This is a genomic window from Microbacterium sp. ER1 (assembly GCF_023383675.1).
In the GTDB taxonomy this organism is placed as follows: domain Bacteria; phylum Actinomycetota; class Actinomycetes; order Actinomycetales; family Microbacteriaceae; genus Microbacterium.
The window spans coordinates 188,175-203,150 of sequence record NZ_QCXO01000136.1; the positions used below are offsets into that span (position 1 = coordinate 188,175).

A 14,976-nucleotide genomic window follows, 5' to 3' on the forward strand; every position below is an offset into this window, starting at 1 on the left:
ATCGATCCGATGGGAGCCCCTCCTCATGACCGTTTCCACCCTCGACGCCGACACCGCGGTCGCCTTCTCGCCGCGCGGCCCCCTGTCGAGCGCCGTCCTCGGTGTCCTCACGGGTAGCGGTGACGACGCCGCCACCCTCCCCGACCTCGCCGCCGCAGCCGTCGCCGCGAGCGACGACGTGGTCAGGGACGACGACATCCAGCTCGCCCTGTTGGTCCTCTACGCGTCCTCCTACGGATCGCTTCCGCAGCTGGATGCGAGTCTCGAGTGGGATGCCGGGGTGGTCACGGCACGCCGTATCCTCGAGGACGCCTTCGAGGCCGCACTGCGTGACACCGTGCCGGTGCCCGAGCTTCCCGAACCCACGGTCGACGCCGTGGGTCGCGCCCTGTTCGCCCTCGCTGCCGCGGACACCGGCCCCAGTCTGTCGCGCCACATCGCCAGGAAGGCCACCCGCGAGCAGGCCGAGGAGTCCCTGATCCTGCGATCGGTGTACACGCTGCGGGAGGCCGATCCGCACTCGTGGGCGATTCCGCGGCTGACCGGGCGCCCCAAGGCCGCGCTCGTGGAGATCCAGTCAGACGAGTACGGCGGCGGCCGCCCGCAGCGGGTGCATGCGGAGCTCTACGCCCGAGCCCTGCGCGCCGCAGGACTCGACGACACCTACGGCGCCTATGTCGACGACGCCCCGGCGATCACGCTCGCCTCGCACAACATGATGAGCCTGTTCGGACTCAACCGCCGGCTCGTCGGCGCCATCGTCGGCCACCTCGCCGCCTACGAGATGACCTCGTCCATCCCGTGCCGGTTCTACGCCGACGGTCTGCACCGGCTGGGGTTCGCCGACGAGGTCGCCGCGTACTTCGAGGAGCATGTGGAGGCCGACGCGGTACACGAGCAGATCGCCGCCCGTGACCTCGCGGGCAGCCTCGCCGAGGACCGTCCGGAACTGCTGGCGGACATCCTGTTCGGCGCGGCCGCGTGCCTCACGGTCGACGGCTGGGCCGGAGCCCACACCCTCGACGCCTGGAGCGAAGGGCGCTCGGCACTGCGAGAGAGGACGACCGCATGAGCGGCCGGGACGAACCGGTCACGGTCACCGCGTACCCCGACGGCCCGCTGCTCGTGCGCGGCGAGATCGAGCTGCACGCGAGCGACGGCACGGTGATCGACCCGCGCCGACGCACCGTGGCCCTGTGCCGCTGCGGACTCTCCGCGCTCAAGCCCTTCTGCGACGGCACGCACAAGGCGGCCGGCTTCCGCACCGAGGACTGAGCGGGGTCAACCCTCCGGCCAGTAGTGACTGTCGGGGACGGCACGCGCACCGAAGATCGCCTGCCCGACCCGCACGCACGTCGCCCCCTCCTCGACGGCGATCTCATAGTCGCCGGACATGCCCATCGAGAGGGCGCCGTCGCCGATGAGCTCGGGGGTCTCCTCGCGCGCCCTGTCCCGAAGAGTGCGCAGCAGCGCGAAGCACTCCCGCACCCGGGCGTCGTCCGGTGTGAGCAGCGCGAGCGTCATCAGCCCGCGGACACGGAGGGCACCGTAGGACGGCAGGGCCTTCAGGAAGCCCGGAAGCTCGTCGGGCGGCATCCCGAACTTCGAGTCCTCGGCCGAGGTGTTCACCTGCACGTACACGTCGAGGCTGCGCCCTGCGGCCTGCAGGCGCCGGTCCAGGGCTTCGGCGACCCGGAGCCGGTCGAGCGCCTGGAACTCCGCGGCGAACGAGGCGACGTCCCTGGCCTTGTTCGTCTGCAGGTGGCCGATGACCACCCAGTCCACGTCCAGATCGGCCGTCTCCCGGTTCTTCCGCACGGCTTCCTGCACCTTGTTCTCCCCGAGCCGACGCAGCCCGGCGCCGATGGCCACCCGCACCCGCTCGGTCGGGACGGTCTTGCTCACCGGGAGCAGGTGCACCGCACCCGGATCACGTCCCGCCCGCTCGGCGGCGGCATCGATACGGGCGCGGACGGCGGCGAGGTTGGCACGGAAGTCCGCGGCGGTGACGGCCGTCGGGTAGCGCGCGGCGCCGTCTCCGACAGGCTCAGACTTTGACATAGGTCAAAATCTAACATAGCTTCGGGACCACGTCGCGCGCCCGCCGACGCCCCCTTCGCGAAGGAGCCCTCTCATGTCCGCACCCGGCCTGTTCTCCGACATCGCCCTCTCGACCCCGCGCCTGCGCACCGAGGTCCCAGGGCCGCGGAGCCAGGCGCTGCACGAGCGCCGGCAACGGGTCGTCCCCCGCGGCGTCGGCAGCGTGCTTCCCGTCTACATCGAGCACGCCGACGGCCCCTGGGTCACCGATGTCGACGGCAACCGCTTCCTCGACCTCGGCAGCGGCATCGGCGTGACGACGATCGGCCACACCAACCTCGCCGCCGTCACCGCCGCGGCCGAGCAGCTCGATCGGGTCACGCACACGCTCTTCACCGTCACCCCGTACGAGGGCTACGTGCGCCTCGCGGAGCTGCTCGCGGAGAAGGTGCCCGGCACCCACGAGACCCGCACGGCCTTCGCGAACTCCGGCGCCGAAGCCGTCGAGAACGCGGTGAAGATCGCCCGGAGACACACGGGACGGCGCGCTGTCGCCGCCCTCGACCACGCGTTCCACGGGCGCACCAACCTCGCGCTCGCCATGAACCACAAGGCGGCGCCGTACGGAACCGGGTTCGGCCCGTTCGCTCCCGACATCCACCGTGTCCCCAATTCCTATCCCTACCGGGACGGCCTCGACGGGACGGAGGCCGCGGCGCGCACGATCGCCCATCTGGAGCAGCGCATCGGCGTCCACGACCTCGCCGCCGTCATCGCCGAGCCCGTCCAGGGCGAGGGCGGCTTCGTCGTCCCTGCCGCGGGCTACCTGCCGACCCTGCAGGAGTGGTGCACGCGGAACGGCGTGGTGTTCATCGCCGACGAGATCCAGACGGGCCTCGGGCGCACCGGGACATGGTTCGCGAGCACGCACTTCGACCTCGTTCCGGACCTCGTGCTCACGGCGAAGGGCATCGCCGGCGGGTTGCCCCTGGCCGGGGTGACCGGTCGCGCCGAGATCATGGACGCACCCGACCCGGGCGGCCTCGGCGGCACGTTCGGCGGAAACCCGGTCTCGATCGCCGCCGCCCTCGCGGTGTTCGACGAGCTGGAGCACGGGACCTTCTTCGCGGACGCCCGGCGGATCGGCGCGCACCTGTCCGCGCGGCTCGAGGGCCTGCGCGCCCGTCACGCCGTCGTCGGGGACGTCCGCGGGATCGGTGCCATGCAGGCCTTCGAGCTGAGCACCCCTGGCACGACGCGACCGCTGGCCGGGGCCGCCTCCATGGTCGCGGAGTTCGCCGCCCAGCGCGGGATCCTGCTGCTCACCGCGGGCAGCGACGGCAACGTGATCCGCTTCCTGCCGACACTCACGACGACGGACGAGCAGCTCGACGTCGCGGTGGACGTCATCGACGAGGCCCTCAGCGCGCTCCGCTGAGCACTTGCAGGCACAGCGCCTCGCCGCTCCAGCGCACGCGGGCGAGGTCGTGCACGATCAGGTCGGGGTGGGCCGCCGCAGAGCCGGCGCCCACTCCGACCACGAGCCCCGCGCCTGCCGCCCGCGCCGCACGGATCCCCGGTGCCGAGTCCTCGAAGACCACGCAGTCCCGCGGGTCCCGCCCGAGCAGACGCGCGGCGCGGAGGTAGGGGTCGGGAGCGGGCTTGCCGCGGTCCACGTCTTCGGCGGCGACGAGCAGGGCGGGTGCCGGGATGCCCGCACCCCGCATCCGCGCGGTCGCGACCGCCCTGTTGCTGCTCGTCGCAACCGCCCAGAGCTCGGACGGCAGCGCAGCGAGCAGGGCAGCGGCCCCCGGGATCCCGGTGGTCGCCGGGGCGACGGCGAGCTCTCGCGCGAGGAGATCGACGGTCGCCTCGGCGGCCCGCTCCGGCCCGACGATCGCCGCGACCACCTCACTCGGTCGCATGCCGTGCGGGGCGTCTCGGAGGAAGTCGAATCCCGGGGCGTACCGGCGGGCCCAGGCATCCCACGCGATCGCCGCCGAGGGGACCGAATCCACCAGCACGCCATCGCAGTCGAACAGGACCCCCGCGGCGTGCACGATCACTTCGGAGCCCTGAACCTCCTGTGCTATTTTTGGCATAGGTCAAATCTATCCGAGGAGAGTGCATGTCCGCGTCCCGCACGCCCCGCACGGCCGTCGCCGTCCGCCACGTCCCCTTCGAAGACCTCGGGATCCTCGCTCCTCTGCTGGCGCAGCGCGGTTACGAGACCACCCTCCTCGATGCCGGCATCGACGAACTCGACGCAGACGCCGTCGCCGGAGCCGACCTGCTCATCGTCCTCGGCGGTCCGATCGGGGTGTACGACGACGATCGCTACCCGTTCCTGCGCTCCTCGAAGGCCGCCGTCGCGGCGCGACTCGACAGCGGCGGCGCCACGCTGGGCGTCTGCCTCGGCGCGCAACTCCTCGCCGAATCCCTGGGCGCAGCGGTCCGGCCGACCGGCGCGGTCGAGATCGGCTTCGGTCCGCTCACGCTGACGCCCGAGGGCCGGGAGTCGGTCCTGGCCCCGCTCGACGGCGAGCCCGTGCTGCACTGGCACGGGGACGAGTTCGCGATCCCCGCCGGGGCGCAGTCCCTGGCGCACACGCCCGGCTTCCCGCATCAGGCCTTCGCGGTGGGGCGCACTCTCGGCCTTCAGTTCCACCTGGAAGCCGACCACCGCACGATCGAGCGCTGGCTCATCGGCCACGCCCACGAACTGCATCACAACGGCATCGACCCGCGGGTGATCCGGGAGCAGGCACGCGCCCTCGGCCCCCGGCTCGAGACGCTCGCCACCCGCGTCCTCACCGACTGGCTGGATGCGGTCGAGGCCTAGCGAGCCGGCCGGGGCAGCGGAAGAGGCCGGACCCCCAGCGAATCCGGCCTCTGCTCCCCTCGACCTCAGGCGGCGCGACGCAGCGGCACCGTCGGGAAGTCGATCGGCACGTCGAGCGCGATGTTCACGTAGTTCGTGAAGAGGTTCAGCGCGACCTGGCCGATGGTCTCGACGATCTGCTCGTCGTTCCAGCCGTGCGCGCGGAGGGCGTCGACATCGGCCGAGGTCACCTGGCCGCGCTCGTCGACGAGCTTGAGCGCGAAGGCCAACAGCGCCGCGGTGCGCGGGTCGTCGGAGGTGCCTTCCTGCGCCTCGGCGAGGACCTCGGTCGAGAGGCCGGCCTTCTTGCCGAGCGCGGTGTGCGCGGCGAGGCAGTAGCCGCACGAGTTGCGGTTCGCGACGGCGACGGCGATCTGCTCACCCAGGGCCGCACCGAGCGTGCCCCCACCGTAGGCGCCGAACGCGCTCCACATGCTGGTCAGGGCCGCAGGCGAGTTCGCGACCGCGCGGAACATGGCGGGGACGGCGCCGAAGGCGGAGTCGATCTGCTCGAGCTGGTCCTTGACGGGGCCGGTGGCGGTCTCACGGTCGACGAGAGGGACGTTGGGCATGGGATGCTCCTTTGTTTCGAGACGAGCCGGGTTCGGCTTCCCCTTCAGTCTTCCGCGGCAGTGAGTACGATACGTATCATTTGATCTTGCTTTCATGACACATCGTCCAGAAGAATGGAGGAATGCCGCCGCTCGACCGCCTCACCCCGTTGCTCGACCGCTTCCGAGTGCGCAGTCGCCTGTTCCACACCGGACCGCTCTGCGGCACCACGGTCTTCGCGGCGAGCGCCGGCCACGGCTTCCTCCACGTGCTGCGGCGCGGCGAGATGGAGGTGACGCATCAGCGCCCGGACGGACGCATCGAGCGCGAGACCATCACACGCCCGAGCCTGTTGTTCTTCCCCCGCCCGATCGATCACACCTTCCTCAATGCCCCGACCGAGGAGTCCGACTTCGCCTGCGCCACGATCGATTTCGACGGCGGGGCCACCCACCCGCTCGTGCGCACCCTCCCCTCCGTGATCGTCCTGCCGCTCGACGAGGTGTCCACCCTCGCGCCTGCGCTCGACCTCCTCTTCGCCGAGGTCGACAACGTGCGCTGCGGTCGTCCCCTGCTCGCCGACCGGATGTTCGAGGTCGTGCTCATCCAGCTCCTCCGCTGGATGCTCGACCACTCCGGCGAGCTGGCGCTTCCCCCGGGACTGCTGCCCGGACTCTCGGACGAGCGTCTGGCACCCGCGCTCGTGGCGATGCACGAAGCACCCGGCGAGCCCTGGAACCTCGACACGCTCGCGCGCACCGCGGCCATGTCGCGCAGCGCCTTCGCCGCCCGCTTCAAAGAGGTCGTCGGCCGCGCGCCGGGCGACTACCTGACGGAGTGGCGGCTCACGATCGCCCAGGAGCAGCTGCGCGCCGGCATGTCGGTGAGCGCGGTCGCCGCCGATCTGGGCTACGCCAGCGCGTCGGCGTTCTCCCGCGCGTTCGCCCAGCGGCTCGGCCGTTCGCCGCGCGCCTGGCTCGGCCTCGCGGCCTGAACTCACCCGCCGGCCGCGGGTGTCCTCTCAGAGGTGGAGGCAGGAATCGAACCTGCGTACACGGTCTTGCGGACCGCGACCTGGCCACTCGGTCACTCCACCGGGTTCGGGCGTCGTCAGTTCCGGGGCGGCGAGTACCCCTGCAGGAACCTGCCGAAGCGCTGCACGGCGTCGACGAGGACCTCCGTCTCGGGCAGGAAGGCGACGCGCACGTGGTCGGAGTCCGCGCCGTTGAAGGCCCGCCCGTGCACCAGGAGGATGCGCTCCGCATCGAGGAGGTCGAGCACCAGGCGCTCGTCATCCTGGATGCCGTAGACCTCCGGATCGAGCCGCGGGAAGAGGTAGAGCCCACCACCGGCCTCCTGCACCTCGACACCGGGGATCTCCCGCAGCGCCGCCGTCGCCGCGTCGCGCTGCACCGTCAGACGCCCCTCCTCCGCGACGAGGGCGTCGAGCGACGTGTCGTGCTCCAGCGCCGCCGTGATCGCATGCTGCGCCGGTACGGACGCGCACATCCGCATCGAGGCGAGCAGCCGCACTCCCGAGAGGAAGGCGTCGTCTGCGGCGAATCCTGTCGTGAGCGCCCAGGCCGCCCGATATCCGGCGACGCGGTGCGTCTTCGACAGTCCGGCGAAGGTCACACACGGCACGTCGGGCGCGACCTGCGCCGTGGAGAGGTGCGTGAAGCCTGGGTACACGACGCGGTCGTAGATCTCGTCCGAGAGCAGGAGCAGTCCGTGACGACGGGCGAGGTCGGCGATGCCCTCCAGCGTCGCGCGGTCGTACACCGCCCCGGTCGGGTTGTTCGGGTTGATGATGACGATGGCCACCGTGCGCGGTCCGATCGCCGCAGCCATGGCCTCGAGGTCGGGACGCCAGCCGGCTTCCTCGACGCAGGGGTAGTGGACCGGCTCTCCTCCGGCGAGGACGGTCGAAGCCGTCCACAGCGGATAGTCGGGGCTCGGGACGAGCACCTCGTCCCCCGGTTCCAGGAGCGCCTGCAGGGTGAGGCCCACGAGCTCGGACACCCCGTTGCCGACGGTCACCGCATCGATCCCCAGGGCCGGGAATCCGGGTCGGCGCGCATAGTGCGCGCGAATCGCCTCGCGCGTCTCCGGCAGACCAGGGGACTCGGAGTAGCCGTGGGCACGGGGAAGCGCCGCTCGCAGCGCCTCCACGATGACCGGCGGCGCCTCGAAGCCGAACGGGGCGGGATTGCCGATGTTCAGGCGGAGGATCTGCTCGCCACGGGCCTCCAGCTCTGCGGCCCGCTCCGCCACCGGACCGCGCAGGTCGTAGAGCACGCCGTCCAGTCGCGACGACCGCCCGACCCGGAAGACACCCGCCGTCTCGCCCTGCATCACGCGCCCTCCTCGGTCGAGGCCGGTCCGGCGGCTGCGGCGACATCGTCGGCGAGGCGGCGCAGCTCCGCGTCGTCGAGATCGTGCACGGTCACCCGCACGTGGCGCCCCCCGGCGGATTCGTCCTCCAGGGCGAACTCGGAACCCGGACGGACGAGCCATCCGCGGCGCGCCAGTCGATCCGCGACCACGCCGGCGTCGTCGCGGACGTCGACCCACACGTTCAGGCCGCTCGCCCCGGAGGCTTCCACTCCGCGGGCGGCGAGGAGCGCCACGAAGGACCGATTGCGGGCCGCGTAGCGGGCGCCCGCCGTCGCGATGAGCCGATGGACCTCCTCGTCACGGAGCATGGCCGCGGCGAGCTGCTGCATGACATGACTCACCCACATCGTCCCGGGGCTGAGCCGGAGGGCGAGCCGCTCCGCCGTGACCGGGTCCGAGGCCGTCACCGCCAGGCGCATGTCCGGCCCGAGGAACTTCGACACCGACCGCACGAGGGCCCAGCGTTCGTGCGCCGGGCCGATGATGCTCGCGTAGGGCCTGGGGGCGAGCAGGGAGAAGTGGTCGTCCTCGATCACGAGGACATGCGGATGGGGCGCGAGCACCTCCTGCAGTTCCGCAGCGCGGGCGGCGCTGGTGCTGACCCCGGTGGGGTTGTGCGCACGGGGCGTGCAGACGATCGCGCGCACGCCGGCCTCCAGGGCCTCGCGCACTCCCTCCACGGTCAGCCCCTCCTCGTCGACCGGGATGGCGACGGGCGTGTACCCGGCCAGCCGCGCGGTCTGGATGCTGGAGAGGAAGCAGGGGTCTTCGAGGCCCACCCGGTCGCCGTGCACGAGCGTCTGGGCGAGCAGCCGCTCCACCGCGTCGACGGCGCCCGCGGTGACCGAGAGCCGGAAGGGACGCGGCTGGTCCTCTGCGATCCAGCGCGTCGCCCACTCGGCGAGTTCGGCGTCGATCACCGACTCGCCGTAGAGGACGGACCGGGGATGCACCGCCGCGAGGGCCGCGGCGAGATCGGGCAGCAGGGCCGCCTGGGGGTTCCCACTGGCGATGTCACGCAGGGCCGTTCCGGGCGTGAAGCCCTCATCCGGCGTGGCAGCCGGTCCGAGCACCGTCGTGCCGGTGCGCCCGCCGGTGGTCGCGATGCGCGCCGTCACGAGGGAGCGATAGGCCGCGAGCACGGTGTTGCGGTTGACGCCGAGGCGCTGTGCGAGGGTGCGGACAGGAGGGAGGCGGTCGCCGGCGACGAGGGTTCCCCGTTCGACGAGGTCGCGCACGCTCTCGGAGATCTCGGCGGCGGTGACACCGCTGATCGCATCGGTCTCGCCGTCTCTGCTCTCCGCCGTGCCCATGACTCGACGGTAGGGGAGATTTTGACCTATGTCAAAATCTCCCCTACCGATCAGGGACGGTCGTCGACCTCCACGCCGTCCTCGATCTCCTCCGGCTCCAGATCGGTCACGTCGACCTCCGGGGCGTCGCCTTCTCCGTTGTTGGCGGTCGGGGGCTCCCCCGGGAACCCGGTCGTCTCGTCCTGGCGCGGATCGGTCATGCTGCCTCCTCGGTCGATGGGGATCCATGATCTCCGTACCGTCGGACGGCGACGAGCGCCTTGACAACGCCGGCTCCTCCCGCTCCCTGCGCACGCAGGCGGAGTCCAGGGAAGGGCGATACCGTGCAGAGGCGATGTCCGCTCCGACGGACCCGCTCTCCGCACGATCACCGCGATCCCCCGACAGAGGACACGATGACCCCCGGCACCCTGCCCCTCGCCGCTTCCGCCCCCGGCTACGACGGATTCATCGGCTGGGTGCTCAGCCTGATCGAGACCCTCGGTGAGGTCGGTGTCGGCCTCGCGGTGCTCATCGAGACGTTCGTCCCCCCGATCCCGTCCGAGGCGATCCTCCCCGCGGCGGGGTTCCTCGCCTACGACGGCCGGATGAACGCCTGGGGCGCCTGGGCCGCGGCCACCCTCGGAGGGCTCGTCGGCGCGTGGATCTGGTACGGACTCGGCGCGGCGGTCGGCCGGGACCGCACCCGACGCATCGTCGGACGCATCCCCCTCCTCGACCACGACGACTTCGACAAGGCGGAGGCGTTCTTCGCCCGCTGGGGCGGCGGCGCGGTGCTGTTCGGCCGCTGCGTGCCTCTCGTGCGCTCCTTCATCTCGATCCCCGCCGGCATCGAGCGCATGGCGCTGTGGAAGTTCACGCTGTACACCCTGGTCGGGTCGGCCGTCTGGAACGGCATCTGGATCGGCCTCGGGTTCGCCTTCGGCCCCGCCATCCGGCCGATCCTCGAGCAGTGGAGCGGCGTGATCTCCGACGTGGTAGTCGGCCTGCTCATCCTGCTGCTCCTGGTGTTCATCGCGCTGCGCATCCGCCGCCGTATGCGGGAGGCCGCGGCACGGCGCGCGGAGGACAACGGGTCCGCCTGAGATACGGCCACCCGATGTCGGCGGGCCGGGGCACGATGGAGGCATGACGGACGGCTACGACCCCGGGTTCCTCGGCATCCCGCTCCCGCTCCCCGTGCCCCCGATGGCGGTGCGCACCCTGCCGGCGCCGCGGTTCACGGTGCTGCTGGACCCGGAGCGGCGGCTCGCCGCGGTGACGGCCGTCACCATCGACGGCGCCCGCCTGCGGGATCTCCCCCGGACGGGCGAGTGGCGTCTTGACCCGCGAGTGCCCGCAGAGGAGCAGGCGGGTCCGGCGGTCTATGCGGGGAACGACCTCGACCGCGGGCATCTCGTGCGCCGCCGCGATCCGGGCTGGGGCGAGCGCTCCGACGCCCGCGCGGCCATGGAAGCCACCTTCACCTACCCCAACGCGGCGCCGCAGGCGGCCGTCTTCAACCAGTCGAAAGACCTCTGGCTCGGGCTGGAGGACCACGTGCTCGCGTATGCCGAGACGACCGCACAGCGCCTGTCCGTCTTCACCGCCCCGGTGCTCGCCGACACCGACCCGCCGTACCGCGGCATCCGCATCCCCCTCCGGTTCTGGAAGATCGCGGCCTGGAGCTCCGAGGGCCGACTCGCCGCCGCCGCGTTCCTCCTCGACCAGACCGAGCTCGTCGACACCCGGGAGGGTGTCCTCGCCGTCGCGTCGCTCGGAGCCTTCCGCACCTTCCAGGTGCCCGTCGCCGCGGTCACCACCCTCACCGGAGTCGACCTCGGCCCGCTGCCCGACGCCGACGTCCTCCCCCGACGCGGGATCCGCGAGACCGGATGGCGCCCGCTGCACACGGCCGACGACATCGTCGTGTGACAGCGGGCGCTCCGCATCACTCGCCGGCGCGCGCGACCTCCAGGGACGGGTAGTCGATGTACCCCTCGGCGGTCGAACCGTAGAACAGCTCGGGGCGCGGTTCGTTCAGCTCGGCCCCGGTCCGCCAGCGCTCCACGAGGTCGGGGTTGGCGATGACGGGACGCCCGGCCGCGACCGCGTCCGCCCAGTCCTCGGCCACCAGCTCCTCTGCCGCGGCACGGGTGGTCTCGACGCCGAAGCCGGTGTTGACGATCAGCGGTGCGCCCGCCGCCCGGCGGATGGCCTGGACGAGCTCTCCCGCGGGCTCGGGGTGCAGCACATCGACGAAGGCCAGCCCCAGAGGCGCGAGTCCTTCGGCGAGCGCGGTGTAGGTCGCGAGGACGTCGGCCGCGTCGTCCTCGATGACGCCCTGGATGCCGTGGGCCGGAGAGAGCCGGATGCCGGTCCGGTCGGCACCCACCGCGGCGGCGACCGCCGTGGTCACCTCGATCGCGAAGCGCGCGCGGTTCTCCGGCGCGCCGCCGTACCGGTCGTCGCGGACGTTGGACACGGGAGACAGGAACTCGTGGACGAGGTAGCCGTTGGCGCCGTGCACCTCGACGCCGTCGAAGCCGGCCACGATCGCGTTCCGCGCGGCCTGGACGAACTGCTCGACGACCACCGGGATCTCGTCGAGGGTGAGGGCGTGCGCGACCGGCAGGTCGGCCTTGCCCTGGGGCGTCCGCGTCTGGCCGGGGGCGGCCAGGGCGCTCGGGGCGACGACGCGGGGCTCACCGGAGATCTCCGGGTGGCCCACCCGGCCGCCGTGCATGAGCTGCATGACGATGGTGCCGCCCTCGGCGTGCACGGCGTCGGTCACGCGTCGCCATCCGTCGATCTGGGCGGGGGTCACGATCCCCGGCTGCCCGGGGTACGACTTGCCCTCGAGGACGGGCCAGACGCCCTCGGAGATGATCAGCCCCTGCCCCGCGCGCTGACGGTAGTACTCCTCGATGATCGCGGTCGGCACGCCGTCGGCGTCCGCACGCGTGCGGGTGAGCGGCGCCATGACGACGCGGTTGGACAGGTGCAGCGAGCCGAAGTCGGCGGAGTCGTAGAGAGTCACAGAGGGACCAAGGACACGGCCGGCCGCTGTATTCCCGTGAATCGACCAGGTGTTCCGGTGTATCAACCGCCCAGATCGGCGACGAGGTTCGCGAAGTGGTCGAGGTCGGCGGCCGTCCAGCCGCGCAGTCGCTCGCCGATGCGCCCCTCATACCGGGAGCGGGCGAGAGCGACGCGCTCTTCGGCCAGCGGGGTCGCCACCAGCACCCGGGCGCGGCGGTCCTCGGGATCGGGGATGCTCTCGACGAGCCCGAGCTGCTCGAGCTGACGCACCTGCCGGCTCACGGCGGATTTGTCCGTCTGCAGGCGCTCGATGAGAGCCCCCGCCGAGGTCGCCCGTCCGGCGAGGATCGAGGTCAGCACCTGGTACCCGAGCGGCTGGAGGTCCGGATGCACGGTGGCGGCAGCCTCGCGCCACCCGACGCGGATGCGGGCGAACAGACGGCCGAGCTCGTGCTCGACGCGGGCGACCGCCTGGTCGAGATCGTCGAGGGGAGCGTCGTCGGCGGGATCGTCGGACGAGGCGCGCATATCGCCAGTGTACGGCGAAGCCCCGCGACCGCAGGCGGTCGCGGGGCCCGGTTCAGACCTCGGCGAGGAGCCGGAACACCTTGGACGCGGCGTCGATCTCGGCGGGCGTGAGCTCGTCGATCACGGCGCGGAGCCGGGTGCCGTACTCTCGCCGGACCTCGGTGAGAGCGGTGCACGCGGCGGGCGTCGCGGTGAGCACCCGGAGCCGGCCGTCACGCTCGTCCGGCACGGAGGCGATCAGCCCGAGGTCCTCCAGCATCCGCACCTGGCGACTGACGACGGACTTGTCCATCTCGAAGCGCTCGGCGAGCTCGTGCGCGCTGGCCGAGCCCGCCCGGTCGATGAACGTGAGCAGCTTGTACCCCGCCACCTGCAGCTCCGGGTGGACCCGGGACGCCGATTCCTTCCACAGCGACCGGGTCCGCGCGAAGATGAGGTTGAGATGCGCCTGGAGGTCGCTGAGGGCGGTGTCGACGTCGGGGGTGCCGACCGCCTCGGACGCGATCATGTCAGCGCTCCTGCTTCCGATCGTCGCGCTCGAGCACGCTCACCGACCCCGTGGTGGTCGCCGGTCCGGCCTGCCCGGTGCGGATCGTCCCCGTCGAGAGGTTGGCGCCGACCTCGGCCTCGGAGACCTCGATGACGGACTCCTCGGCCTGCTCGCGCAGCTGCTCCGCGGCGTTCTTGGTGGACAACGGCTTGTTCTTGATGAACGCGATCGCGATGATCGCGATCACGGCCAGCGGGATGGCGAGGATGAACGCGTCCGCGATGCCGTGCCCGTAGGCGCTCTCGACGATCGTGCGGATCGTGTCGGGCAGCTCGCCCACCTTCGGCACGTCTCCGGAGCCCAGGCGCTCCAGGGCGCTGATCTCGTCGGGCGTGGTCGGGACGAAGCCCTTCAGGCCGTCCTTCATGAAGTCGGCCACGCTGGTCGACAGCAGCGATCCCATGACGGTCACGCCGATGGTGCCGGCGATCGTGCGGAAGAAGTTGACGTTCGACGAGGCGGCACCCAGCTGCTGCGGCGCGGTGTCGTTCTGCACGATCAGGGTGAGGTTCTGCATGACCATGCCGAGGCCGGCGCCGAGGACGAACATGTACACGGCCACCAGGGTGAACGGGGTGTCGTAGCGCAGGGTGGCCATCAGGCTCACACCGATGGTGGCGAGGATCGAGCCGGTAACCATCCAGCCCTTCCACTTGCCGAAGCGGCTGACGAGCTGTCCGATGATGATCGACGCGCCCATCTGACCGATGATCATGGGGATGGTCATCAGGCCCGACTCGGTCGGCGTGGCGCCACGGGCCAGCTGGAAGTACTGCGCGAGGAAGACCGAGGTCGCGAACATCGAGACGCCGATCGCGATCGAGGCGATGACCGACAGCGTGAAGGTGCGGTTGCGGAACAGCGACATCGGGACGATGGGTTCCTTGACGAAGAACTCCACGGCGACGAAGGCGGCGATGGCGACGCCCGCGGTGACGGCGAGGGCGATGCTGGTCCCGGAGTCCCAGTCGAACTGGTTGCCGCCCATGGAGACCCAGATCAGCAGGGTCGAGACGCCCACGGCGAGCAGGACGATGCCGAAGTAGTCGATGGACACCTTGGTGCCGCGCTGCGGCTTGGGCAGGTGCAGGGTGAACTGCAGCAGGACGAGCGCGACGATCGCGAACGGGACGCCGACGAAGAAGTTGGCGCGCCAGCCCCAGGCGTCGGTGATGACGCCGCCGAGCAGCGGGCCGCCGATCGTGCCGAGGGCCATGATGCCGCCGACGACGCCCATGTACTTGCCGCGCTCGCGCGGGGAGATGATGAGGGCCACGGCGATCATGACGAGCGACATGAGGCCGCCGACGCCGATGCCCTGCACGACGCGGACCGCGATGAGCATGTTCGTGTCGGTCGAGAAGCCGGCGATGACCGTGCCGACCGTGAAGAGGATGAGCGAGATCTGGATGAGGACCTTGCGGTCGACGAGGTCGGCGAGCTTGCCCCAGATCGGCGTCGAGACGGCGGTGGCGAGAAGGCTCGCGGTGATGACCCAGGTGTACTGCGACTGGGTGCCGCCGAGGTCGGCGATGATGACGGGCATCGAGGTCGAGACGACCGTGCCGGAGAGCACGGCGACGAACATGCCGACGATGAGGCCGGAGATCGCGGTGAAGACCTCGCGGGCCGAGCGCGCGGTCTCGGAAGAGGATGAGGTGTGTGTCACGGGGGAATGCTCCTGCATAGAAAGT

17 protein-coding genes and 1 tRNA gene are annotated in these 14,976 nt (G+C 71.4%); 7 read left to right on the plus strand and 11 right to left on the minus strand.

Annotated elements, in window-relative coordinates; all coding sequences use genetic code 11:
* Positions 1-25 precede the first annotated feature (25 nt).
* Both BV453_RS11430 and BV453_RS11435 read left to right on the plus strand, forming a co-directional pair.
* Complete coding sequence (locus tag BV453_RS11430; protein ID WP_249521635.1) at positions 26-1,072, plus strand: iron-containing redox enzyme family protein; 1,047 nt, start codon at positions 26-28, stop codon at positions 1,070-1,072.
* Positions 1,069-1,275 (plus strand): CDGSH iron-sulfur domain-containing protein, encoded by a 207-nt coding sequence (locus tag BV453_RS11435; protein WP_025102521.1) that lies wholly within the window; start codon positions 1,069-1,071, stop codon positions 1,273-1,275. The genes BV453_RS11430 and BV453_RS11435 overlap by 4 nt, the downstream gene beginning before the upstream one ends.
* A gap of 6 nt (positions 1,276-1,281) precedes the next feature.
* On the opposite strand, the gene BV453_RS11440 is transcribed toward BV453_RS11435, so the two are convergent.
* Positions 1,282-2,061, minus strand: coding sequence for a YggS family pyridoxal phosphate-dependent enzyme (locus BV453_RS11440; protein ID WP_249521636.1), 780 nt, complete (start codon positions 2,059-2,061; stop codon positions 1,282-1,284).
* Positions 2,062-2,134: 73 nt separating this feature from the next.
* On the opposite strand from BV453_RS11440, the gene gabT reads away from it, so the two are divergent.
* Entirely contained in the window at positions 2,135-3,478 is a 1,344-nt protein-coding gene (gene gabT / locus BV453_RS11445) for a 4-aminobutyrate--2-oxoglutarate transaminase (protein ID WP_249521637.1), read from the plus strand.
* Here the strand turns inward: gabT and BV453_RS11450 are convergent.
* Positions 3,462-4,142 carry an HAD-IA family hydrolase gene (locus tag BV453_RS11450; RefSeq protein ID WP_126893864.1) on the minus strand — a complete coding sequence of 227 codons (681 nt, stop codon included), beginning with the start codon at positions 4,140-4,142 and terminating at the stop codon, positions 3,462-3,464. The two genes, gabT and BV453_RS11450, sit on opposite strands and share 17 nt — an antisense overlap.
* A gap of 26 nt (positions 4,143-4,168) precedes the next feature.
* On the opposite strand from BV453_RS11450, the gene BV453_RS11455 reads away from it, so the two are divergent.
* Positions 4,169-4,882 (plus strand): glutamine amidotransferase, encoded by a 714-nt coding sequence (locus BV453_RS11455; RefSeq protein ID WP_249521638.1) that lies wholly within the window; start codon positions 4,169-4,171, stop codon positions 4,880-4,882.
* Between the two features lie 65 nt (positions 4,883-4,947).
* Here the strand turns inward: BV453_RS11455 and BV453_RS11460 are convergent, their stop codons facing one another.
* Complete coding sequence (locus BV453_RS11460; protein ID WP_025102526.1) at positions 4,948-5,493, minus strand: carboxymuconolactone decarboxylase family protein; 546 nt, start codon at positions 5,491-5,493, stop codon at positions 4,948-4,950.
* Positions 5,494-5,615: 122 nt separating this feature from the next.
* On the opposite strand from BV453_RS11460, the gene BV453_RS11465 reads away from it, so the two are divergent.
* Positions 5,616-6,467 carry an AraC family transcriptional regulator gene (locus BV453_RS11465; protein ID WP_025102527.1) on the plus strand — a complete coding sequence of 284 codons (852 nt, stop codon included), beginning with the start codon at positions 5,616-5,618 and terminating at the stop codon, positions 6,465-6,467.
* Positions 6,468-6,498: 31 nt separating this feature from the next.
* Here the strand turns inward: BV453_RS11465 and BV453_RS11470 are convergent.
* The 4 genes from BV453_RS11470 to BV453_RS11485 form a co-directional block, all read right to left on the minus strand.
* Positions 6,499-6,569, minus strand: a tRNA-Cys gene (locus BV453_RS11470).
* A 14-nt stretch (positions 6,570-6,583) separates the two neighbouring features.
* Positions 6,584-7,828 (minus strand): aminotransferase class I/II-fold pyridoxal phosphate-dependent enzyme, encoded by a 1,245-nt coding sequence (locus tag BV453_RS11475; RefSeq protein ID WP_249521684.1) that lies wholly within the window; start codon positions 7,826-7,828, stop codon positions 6,584-6,586.
* Positions 7,828-9,183 (minus strand): aminotransferase class I/II-fold pyridoxal phosphate-dependent enzyme, encoded by a 1,356-nt coding sequence (locus tag BV453_RS11480; protein WP_025102529.1) that lies wholly within the window; start codon positions 9,181-9,183, stop codon positions 7,828-7,830. The genes BV453_RS11475 and BV453_RS11480 overlap by 1 nt, the downstream gene beginning before the upstream one ends.
* Before the next feature lie 50 nt (positions 9,184-9,233).
* Positions 9,234-9,383, minus strand: coding sequence for a hypothetical protein (locus tag BV453_RS11485; protein WP_157544381.1), 150 nt, complete (start codon positions 9,381-9,383; stop codon positions 9,234-9,236).
* Between the two features lie 195 nt (positions 9,384-9,578).
* Between BV453_RS11485 and BV453_RS11490 the strand changes: the two genes are divergently transcribed.
* Both BV453_RS11490 and BV453_RS11495 read left to right on the plus strand, forming a co-directional pair.
* Entirely contained in the window at positions 9,579-10,268 is a 690-nt protein-coding gene (locus tag BV453_RS11490) for a DedA family protein (protein ID WP_025102530.1), read from the plus strand.
* A gap of 43 nt (positions 10,269-10,311) precedes the next feature.
* Positions 10,312-11,097: a DNA/RNA non-specific endonuclease gene (locus BV453_RS11495; RefSeq protein WP_025102531.1), complete on the plus strand. Its 786-nt coding sequence runs from the start codon at positions 10,312-10,314 to the stop codon at positions 11,095-11,097.
* 16 nt (positions 11,098-11,113) lie between these two features.
* Here BV453_RS11495 and BV453_RS11500 read toward each other — a convergent pair whose 3' ends face one another.
* From BV453_RS11500 to BV453_RS11515, 4 genes are all read right to left on the minus strand, one after another.
* A complete protein-coding gene (locus tag BV453_RS11500; protein ID WP_308195737.1) occupies positions 11,114-12,202 on the minus strand; it encodes an alkene reductase in 1,089 nt (362 codons plus the stop codon).
* Between the two features lie 62 nt (positions 12,203-12,264).
* Positions 12,265-12,732 carry a MarR family winged helix-turn-helix transcriptional regulator gene (locus BV453_RS11505; RefSeq protein WP_025102533.1) on the minus strand — a complete coding sequence of 156 codons (468 nt, stop codon included), beginning with the start codon at positions 12,730-12,732 and terminating at the stop codon, positions 12,265-12,267.
* Positions 12,733-12,784: 52 nt separating this feature from the next.
* Entirely contained in the window at positions 12,785-13,240 is a 456-nt protein-coding gene (locus BV453_RS11510; RefSeq protein WP_025102534.1) for a MarR family winged helix-turn-helix transcriptional regulator, read from the minus strand.
* 1 nt (position 13,241) lies between these two features.
* Positions 13,242-14,969, minus strand: coding sequence for an MDR family MFS transporter (locus tag BV453_RS11515; protein ID WP_060922712.1), 1,728 nt, complete (start codon positions 14,967-14,969; stop codon positions 13,242-13,244).
* Positions 14,970-14,976 lie beyond the last annotated feature (7 nt).